This window comes from Mycobacterium sp. (genome assembly GCF_049278535.1).
In the GTDB taxonomy this organism is placed as follows: Bacteria; Actinomycetota; Actinomycetes; order Mycobacteriales; family Mycobacteriaceae; genus Mycobacterium.
Genome location: NZ_JBAPMI010000215.1, coordinates 1 through 8,554, shown reverse-complemented (window position 1 = coordinate 8,554; position 8,554 = coordinate 1). Strand labels below are relative to the sequence as shown.

The window sequence follows — 8,554 nt, the reverse complement described above, 5'->3', positions numbered from 1 at the left end:
GGCACTGGGTTCGCCGTTGGCGCGCATCTCGGCGAAATAGGCGCAGCGCTGCGATGCCTCGTTATTCCATTGCACCGCAGTGTGTCCGGGACCCAGGCGCTTGACGTTGACGGTGGCATGGCAGAACCGGCAGTCCACCGGCTGCAGGCCCGACGTGAGGTAGCGGGTCTTGTCGGCCTGAGTAGCGGCCTGTACCGCGGCGGCCCGATCCGGATCACTGGTGAAATTCGGTGCCTTGGACCAGGATCCGCCACCGCTGCCCGCGGAGGCCGGCTCGTCATGCTCGTGGCGATCGCCATGGAGCATCAGCATCGACCGAGCTAACCGATCGACATCGGGCGGCTGGTCGGAGGGGCTCATGTCGCAGGTTGCTCGGTCTTTTCTTCTTCGGCCCGCTTCTGCAGGTTCTCGTCGACCTCGACATGCCACTTCTCGTTGGCGATGGTGGTGTCCACCTCGATCTCGAAGCGGTCCGTCATGTCCGGCGTGACGTCGGCGGCGTCGACGTAGAACTGCTGGTACCAACGACGCATCTGGTACACGGCGCCGTCCTCCTCGACCAGCAACGGGTTGTCGATGCGGGTCTTGTGCTTCCAGATCTCGACGTCCTGCAGGAAGCCCTTGCTGACGCCCTCGGTGAAGACGTTGGCCAGCTTATTGGTCATCTTTTCGTCCATGCCCTTGGGCTTTTCGACGATGACGCCCCACTGCAGCACGAAGGAATCCTGGGTGACCGGGTAGTGGCAGTTGATCAGGATTGACTCGGCCTTGTAGTCGCCGTACTTGTTGTGCAGCCAGTTGATCATGAAAGACGGGCCGAAGTATGACGCCTCGGAATCCAGGTGCGCCTCACCGTAGGAGGTGCCCAGATCGTTGACGTCCGGTCGGCCGACGTTGTGCAGGTACTGCGAGGCGATGTGACCCTCGAAGACGTTCTTGAAGTACGTCGGCAGACCGAAGTGGATGTAGAAGAAGTGCGCCATGTCGGTGACGTTGTCGATGATCTCGCGGCAGTTGGAGCCCTCGATGAGCATCGAGTTCCACCGCCAGTCGGTCCACTCATCGCTGGCGAACTCGGGAAGTTCGGGGATACGCAACTCGGGCGGTGGTGGGTTGCCTTCGTGGTCGTGCCACACGTACAGCAGCCCACTGCGGACGTCTGTCGTCCAGGATCGGGTGCGGGCCAGTCGTGGGGTGCGTTTGGCGTAGGGCACCAGCTTGCATTTGCCGTCCCCGCCCCAGCGCCAATCGTGGAACGGGCATGCGACCTCGTCGCCCTTGATGGTGCCCTGCGCCAGGTTGCCGCCCATGTGCCGGCAGTAGCCGTCGAGGACGTGCAGGTCGCCGTGCGAGTCGGCAAACGCGACGAGGTGTGTGCCAAATGCCTCGATCCCGTGCGGTTCGCCGTCCAGGTAGTCCTTCACCGGGCCAAGGCAGTGCCAGCCGCGGGCGTACCGGTCGGGCAGGGCGCCGGCGTCGATCTCGCGGACAGCGGCAGTCTCGGTAGCCATGACGCCTCCATACTTTTTGGGCTTCTAACTAGAACACGTTACAGTTTTTGCACCGGATCGCGCAATGACGGGGACATTTACAGCCGGGCAATCAGCACATCACTGCCGGTTACCCGGCCTGCGGTATATCTGAACGATGCCGCTGTTTTCGTTCGAAGGCCGATCGCCGCGAGTCGATCCCACCGCCTTCGTCGCCCCCACTGCCACCCTGATCGGCGACGTCACCGTCGAGGCCGGCGCGTCAGTCTGGTTCAACACTGTGCTGCGCGCCGACTACGGGCCGGTGATGGTGCGTGAGGGCGCCAACGTGCAGGACGGATCGGTGTTGCACTCACCGCCGGGCATCCCCGTCGACATCGGTCCCGGGGCCACCGTCGCGCACATGTGTCTCATCCACGGCGCACACATCGGCGCCCAGGCGTTGATCGCCAATCACGCCACCGTCCTAGACGGCGCGGTGATCGGTGCGCGCAGCCTGATCGCGGCGGGCGCACTGGTGACCGGCGGCACCAAGATCCCCGACGAGGTACTGGTGGTCGGCGCGCCGGCCGTCGTCAAGGGCCCGATTGCGGGCACCGGCGCCGAGATGTGGGTGAAGGTGAACCCGAAGGCGTACCAGGATCTCGCCCAGCGCTATCTCGCTGGGCTGGAACAGATTTAGCCATCTGGTATCTGTAATAGTCTGCGAGACTACGGTTTTCGTTATGCTGGGGCTTATCGCATCCAGTCCGGTGTGACGGGCAGCCCGTTGTGGTGACGGTATTCGGCGATGGCTTTGAGGTTTTTCATCTCCAGCAGGTGACCCGCACCGAACATGTCCCAGAAGTCCCCCACCCACACCGGCCGCTCCGGCGGGCTGGCCTCCGGATACGGGTTGCGGTCGTAGAACGGGTGATGACAGTTCGTCCACAGCACCACCGAGCCTGGCTTGTCCAGCACGGGTTGCGCATCAATGATCCGCATCAGGTAGATCATCCAAAGGTGCTTGCCCTGATCCCATGCGCAGTGATAGTCGACGGTGCGGCCCTGCTCACTGGCCACCGTGCGGACGTAGATTTCGGTCTCTGACCCCAACCGGTCGTAGGCCTGCCACAGCCCCGGCTCGTCGGTTTCGGTGAACCCGCGCAGGCTGTAGGTCCACTCTTCGAGGCAACGGGTATCGGCCATGTAGGAGAACAGCTCGTCCGGCGGGCAGTCGATGTAGTCGTTGACCGTGCAGTACTGGCCGAACACCTCGTCGTGCGGGTACACGGAATGCATCATTTCCATGATCATCGGGGTGGCCGTCTCCCGAGGGCTGGTCTCGATCCGAGTTATCCCATCGATCGGCTGGGCGCTGCCGGTATGGGCGACGATGTCTTCAAGCGCGGGCAGTGGCATCGGGTCGGTCTCCTTCATAAGCGAACGACGTTGAGTCCACGGGCTGCAGCGTAGGTGATAAGAAAAGCGGCTCCTGTCAAAAGCGTTGCAAACGCGCAGATTTCGCTAGCAATGCAAGACTTCCATTATACACATTTGACTGTTCCATGGACGTAGACTTCAGGCATGCTGTTTTGGCCGATCGGTGCCGACGACGGTCGATTCCGTGCGGTTGAACCGATTGGAGCTCGGGCTCGTTATCTCTCGTACCGGTGCCTTTGCGATGTAGTCACACGGGACTGGCAGTCGGTCGCGTACAGGTGGTCGCGGCCGGCTGGATGCTGCGGTCTTGCGGGAGGACCATGAACGCACGAGCCGATACCCGTGATGCGCTAAGTCACTCGCTGACGATCGAGCTGCGCGACGTTGTTCGCGAATACCGGGTTGGCGGCCAGAATGTGCGCGCACTCGACGAGATAAGCCTGCGATTCGGGGGCGGGCAGTTCGTGTCGATTGTCGGACCGTCGGGCGCGGGCAAGAGCACGTTGCTGCACCTGCTCGGTGCCTTGGACGCGCCGGATTCCGGGTCAATCACCTTCGACGGCGACGAGATTAGCCACCTCAGCGACAAACAACAGTCAAAGTTCCGCCACCAGCGCGTCGGGTTCGTCTTCCAGTTCTTCAACCTGCTGCCGACCCTGTCGGCATGGGAGAACGTGGCGGTTCCGAAGCTGCTTGACGGCGTCCGGCTGAGCAAAGTCAAGTCGGACGCGGTTCGGCTGTTGGACCGGGTCGGGCTCGGCGACCGCACCCAGCACCGGCCGGCGGAACTGTCCGGCGGTCAGATGCAGCGGGTGGCGGTGGCACGGGCGTTGATGATGGATCCATCGCTGATTCTCGCTGACGAGCCGACCGGCAACCTCGACTCGGCCACGGGCGCCTCAATTTTGAGGCTTCTTGCCGAGGTGGCGCATGAAGACGGCGACAGTCGGCTGGTGGTGATGGTGACCCATAACGCCGATGCCGCAGCGACCACGGATCGGGTCGTCACCCTCCAAGACGGACGAGTCGGCTCCGACAATCTCGCGGTGGTGCGGGGATGAAACCGGGCTCGGCTATCGCTGCCTCGGCGAGCCGGCTACGCGTATTCAGCCTGCGAGAACTCGTCGTGCATCGTCGGCGCACGACAGCGTCAATCGCTGTAATGGCCGTATCGGCAATGTATCTCGTCGCGGTGATCGGGATATTCGGCTCGATCACCGGTTCGGTGAACCGGCTGGCCGATGGGATCGCCGGCGTCGCGGCACTCGAGGTATCGGGAATCACCGACGCGGGATTTCCCGACACCATCACCGCCGATGTCGCAGCTGTTGCCGGCGTTGCGACTGCGGCACCGATGATCCGGACCTCGACCTCTACGGCATCGGGCCCGGTCCTGCTGTTCGGGGCGGACGCGAGCAGTGCCGAGTTGGGCGGTGCCCTCAAAGACGCCGTGCGGAAACCGTTGAAAACCATGTCCGAGAACCCAAACGGTGTCCAGGTCGGGCCTCGGGTCGGCCACACCAAAGGCCAGACGTTCCGGCTCGGCTCCGATTCGGTCACGGTCACCGAAGTACTCACCGGCAAGCAACTCGCGGACCTCAACGGCGGACACTACGTCCTCGCGCCACTTGCTTTGGCGCAGAACATTACTGGGCGAAAAGGTCAGCTCGACTCGATACTGATCACGACAAAACGAGGTGCCGACCCCAAAGCAGTGCGGGCAAGGGTCACCGCGGCCGTCAAGGATCGGGCAATCGTCGCGGCTCCGAGTATGCGGGCAGTCCGGGCCGGTGACGGCGTCAAGCTGATGAACTACATGGCATTGATGGGTGCCGGGGTGGCGTTGGTCGTTGGCGCGTTCCTGGTCTACACCACGATGACGATGGCGATCACCCAACGCCGGCCGGTCATCTCGATGCTGCGTGCGATCGGCGGCCGACGCACCACGATCGTTCGCGACCTGCTCGCTGAGGCAGTCATTCTCGGGCTGATCGGTGGAGCGATCGGCTCGGGTATCGGCATAGTCATGGGCCGTGCGGCGATCGGCCGATTGCCGCCGGCGATTACCCAAGGTTTGGAAGCCCGGGTCGAGTACTGGCTGCCGGGCTATGGGATACCGGTGGCGTTGGCCGCGACGGTGCTCACGGCTGTGGCGGCATCGGCGATGGCAGCCCGGCAGGTTTACAAGGTGTCACCGATCGAGGCCCTTGCACCGGTCGGCGTATCAGCGGCTGATTTCGTGCCGCGGTGGCTGCGGGTGACCGCCGGGGTTGTAGCTGTTGCGGTGTTCGCGGCCTCGATCCTGGTCGTGTTCGAGCGACGCGGCAGCTTGGCCTTCGTCGCTATTTTCGCGCTGTTCAGCGCTGAGATCGCGCTCGGGTTCGCACTGACCGCAGTCATGGTCAAGGCCACATCAGCGACGGCCAGGATGTTCGGCTCGGTTGGACCGCTGGCCGCGGCGACGATTCAGCGGGCGCCGCGGCGCGTGTGGGCCACCGTGATGACAGTGCTCATCGCAGTGGTCACCACCGTCGTGATAACCGGAACGAACGCCGACATGATTCGTTCGGCACGAGCCATTTTCGCGCCGGTTGCGGGCGTCGACGTGTGGGTGAGTGCCGATCCCCCGGACAGCTATCCCGCCGACGCGCTGCCGCAAGATCTTGCCGAGAAGGTGGCCGCGGTGCCTGGGGTGCGACGTGTCACCAAGGGCGCATCCGGGTTCGCCGAGGTCGGTGGAACGCGCGTGATGCTCGACGGCTTTTCCGCCGGCACCGCCGATCCGCTCTACCGCGCCCTGGGTGAGCAGGTACGCAATTCAGTGCTCGCCGGTCGGGGAGTGGTGCTGTCCCAAAATCTCGGCAAGACTCTGCATGTTCGAGTCGGCGACGAACTCCAGCTGCAAACGCCACACGGCACGCGCCGCGCGGCTGTGTTGGCTCTGGTCCCGTACTTCTCAACCGTCATCGGGACCGTCGGGATGAGCCTTGACCGAATGCGGACGTGGTTCGATCGTCCGGCAGCGACAGCACTGCAGGTCACCGCGGCCCCGGGTGCGGATCGAAATCGCCTGTTGGCCGACGTCCGCCGAGTGGTGCCCAAGCCGAGCTACGTATACAGCGGTCGCACGGCGCTGGCGGGCCTGGAGGCGCCACTGCATCAGAGCATGTTCATCGCTAACGCCGTGTGGATCATTGTTGTATTCGTCGCGGCGGTAGCACTTTTCAACACATTGACGCTGTCGGTGCTGGAGCGGCGTCGGGAAATCGGCGTGCTGCGGGCGATGGGAACCAGCAGGCGGTTCACCTTACGCATGATCCTGGCCGAGGCGGCTGCGATCGGTGTCGTCGGCGGTGTGTGCGGATTGCTGTTCGGCCTGGCAGACCAATGGCTCTACAGCCTTGTCAGCGGCGACATGATGAACTTCACCGTTCGCTTCCGGCCCAGCCCGACGGCACTGGTCTTCACCGCCGGCGCGCTGGCGATCAGCTTGATCGGGTCGCTGCCGCCGGCGCGACGCGCCGCCCGCCTGAACATCATCGAGGCCGTCGGCGTCGACTAAGGCGATGGCGATCTCAGTTCAGCTGTTCACCTCAGAGGCCGAAGAAGGCGTTGGCAACGAGGAAATCCCACAGGTTGGCGAGGGGATCTTCGAAACCAATGGTGAACGAGAACAAGTTGTCGAGGCCTGGGTGCATCAGATCTGTGAACGTGTTTACCGTCACGCCGGCCGTGCCCAGGCCGATGTCGTCGGGCACGCCGAACTGCGCCAAGTCATTCACGGATTCGGTCCCCGAAGTCAACACATCGGTGATGCCAAGATGCGGAAACTGCAGAATCATCGCCTCAAAATCTTCGCTGGGGTTGGCGGCCCCGATGTCGGTGATACCAAACAGTTTGAGGATTGGATCGGTGGCAAAGATGAAGCCGGTGTCCGGGCCGGGGAAGACGATGGCATTCGACGCCAAGTCAGCCGCCGGGTAGGCGATGGTGTCAGCCGCCGGGGTGGCGAGCAAGGTGTCAGCCACCGGGGTGGCGAGCAACATGCCATCCGCGTCGTCCGCGTGGGCGACCGGGAGGCTAAGTAAAGAAGTCAGTCCGGCGGCCAGGAAAGCACCGGCAGCCGTGCCGAGAACGAGTGTCATTCGGGGAGCACTCATTGGAAACTCCAATCGAGAGTGTGATCTAGCTCACTATAAGGAGAGCCTGAGCGTATACCAAGGAGAACCTGAGCGGTACCCCTTGCCAGGCCCGATCTCGAGATGAGCCCGGCAGCGGCGACACCACCGGCAGCCGTACCGACGCCGACCAGAATCTTGTGACTCATGGGAGACTCCACTTCTTGCATCGTTGGATCAAGGTCGTGGACTGCCCGCGGCGACGGTCGCCCACAGTCGAGCACTCGCCGGGCGGCGAATGATCGCCATGGTGGGTACACGATTCCCACATGAACGGAAGCTGTCTAGAAGCTGAACAATAGATGAACAACCGTCAGTAGTTTCTCAGCGGTGAACTTTGTCGCCGCGTACTCACTTCGAGACGGTGGCGAATCCTTGCAAGTGTGGAGTGCAAGGTGGCGGCACCAGGGTGCGTCGAATGCGGCGCAACCCCCCGGTGTCGAATCCGGCAGCGGCAATGGCATCGACGGTTCGACGGTTCGGCTCGCATCCGGACGCCAGCCACGACCACGGCTTGGCGATCAGGTCCTGGAATCGGCCCATCAGTCCGTCGCCGCGGACATGCTCGAGGACTACCAGCCTGCCTCCGGGTGCGAGCACTCGACGGATTTCAGCCAGGGTGGCGCCCACGTCGTCGACCGAGCACAACACCAGGCCGATGTGCACCGAGTCAAAGCTGTTGTCCGGGAAAGGAATCGACTCACCGACCCCATCGACGATATCGAGTTCAATGCCATTGCGGCGTGCCAGCGCGGAGGCCATTCGACGCATCGCCGACTCGGGTTCCACGGCGGCAACCGCCGTCACCGCCGCAGGAAGGAACAGCAGGTCGGTTCCGGGCCCAATGCCCATCATCAGTAGTCGGCCGAACGCGTGGGTCATTGCCTCTTGGCGATAACGGCGATAGAACAGCCGGTCGAAGACCGGCATGCCGAGTCGATAGATGTACGGGAACAGCGGATTACGGCGCGCCATGGCCTACCTGAACGCTACCCAGATCCATTCGGAACGGCGGGTACTCGTCGCGCATCAGCGAGACGTAGACAGCTACCCGATAGCGCCACCTGACGATGCCCATCAGCAGGTCGAACATGCCCTGGTTGATCATGCCTCTGCACAACAACCACACCGCGTTGACGACGCACAGCGCCTGCAGAAATGGCTCCAGCGCCCAGCAGAGGATTATCTGCGGCAGTCCTAGCAGCCACCGATACAACAGCACCGCCCGACTTGTAAGGCCTTCTGGGTAATCCACCTCGAGGTCGGCCGGGTAATCCGGTATCGAGGCGAGCGTGAAAGGCGGGTACTTGTCGGTGCAGTTCATCGGGAAGCGGTAGTTCATCAGTCGCCACGACCAGCGAAGGACGCCGACATTGAAGTCGAAGAGCGGGCGGGGATACCGCCCGGTGAACGCGATGGCGATGCCGGCGGCGATCGTCACCAGTGGATACAGCAGATACAAGC

At 63.2% G+C, this 8,554-nt stretch carries 9 protein-coding genes; 3 read left to right on the top strand and 6 right to left on the bottom strand.

Annotated features, from left to right (window positions below; genetic code table 11):
• Both WAO18_RS15130 and WAO18_RS15125 read right to left on the bottom strand, forming a co-directional pair.
• Positions 1-360 (bottom strand): hypothetical protein (locus WAO18_RS15130; protein ID WP_422207074.1); only part of this gene is annotated, 360 nt, incomplete at its 3' end.
• Entirely contained in the window at positions 357-1,511 is a 1,155-nt protein-coding gene (locus WAO18_RS15125; RefSeq protein WP_422207073.1) for a Rieske 2Fe-2S domain-containing protein, read from the bottom strand. The genes WAO18_RS15125 and WAO18_RS15130, both read right to left, overlap by 4 nt.
• A 136-nt stretch (positions 1,512-1,647) precedes the next feature.
• On the opposite strand from WAO18_RS15125, the gene WAO18_RS15120 reads away from it, so the two are divergent.
• A complete protein-coding gene (locus tag WAO18_RS15120; RefSeq protein WP_422207072.1) occupies positions 1,648-2,172 on the top strand; it encodes a gamma carbonic anhydrase family protein in 525 nt (174 codons plus the stop codon).
• Positions 2,173-2,225: 53 nt separating this feature from the next.
• Here WAO18_RS15120 and WAO18_RS15115 read toward each other — a convergent pair whose 3' ends face one another.
• Complete coding sequence (locus tag WAO18_RS15115) at positions 2,226-2,891, bottom strand: SRPBCC family protein (protein WP_422207071.1); 666 nt, start codon at positions 2,889-2,891, stop codon at positions 2,226-2,228.
• 383 nt (positions 2,892-3,274) lie between these two features.
• Here WAO18_RS15115 and WAO18_RS15110 point away from each other — a divergent pair, with 383 nt between their 5' ends.
• Positions 3,275-3,973, top strand: a complete 699-nt coding sequence (locus WAO18_RS15110) for an ABC transporter ATP-binding protein (RefSeq protein WP_422207075.1) — start codon at positions 3,275-3,277, stop codon at positions 3,971-3,973.
• Positions 3,970-6,474, top strand: coding sequence for an ABC transporter permease (locus WAO18_RS15105; RefSeq protein WP_422207070.1), 2,505 nt, complete (start codon positions 3,970-3,972; stop codon positions 6,472-6,474). The genes WAO18_RS15110 and WAO18_RS15105 overlap by 4 nt, the downstream gene beginning before the upstream one ends.
• Before the next feature lie 31 nt (positions 6,475-6,505).
• Here WAO18_RS15105 and WAO18_RS15100 read toward each other — a convergent pair whose 3' ends face one another.
• The 3 genes from WAO18_RS15100 to WAO18_RS15090 form a co-directional block, all read right to left on the bottom strand.
• On the bottom strand, positions 6,506-7,057 hold the full coding sequence (locus WAO18_RS15100) for a hypothetical protein (protein ID WP_422207069.1): 552 nt from the start codon (positions 7,055-7,057) through the stop codon (positions 6,506-6,508).
• A 384-nt stretch (positions 7,058-7,441) separates the two neighbouring features.
• Positions 7,442-8,065: a class I SAM-dependent methyltransferase gene (locus WAO18_RS15095; protein ID WP_422207068.1), complete on the bottom strand. Its 624-nt coding sequence runs from the start codon at positions 8,063-8,065 to the stop codon at positions 7,442-7,444.
• Positions 8,052-8,554: DUF4389 domain-containing protein (locus WAO18_RS15090; protein ID WP_422207067.1), on the bottom strand; the 503-nt coding region annotated here is incomplete at its 5' end. The genes WAO18_RS15095 and WAO18_RS15090, both read right to left, overlap by 14 nt.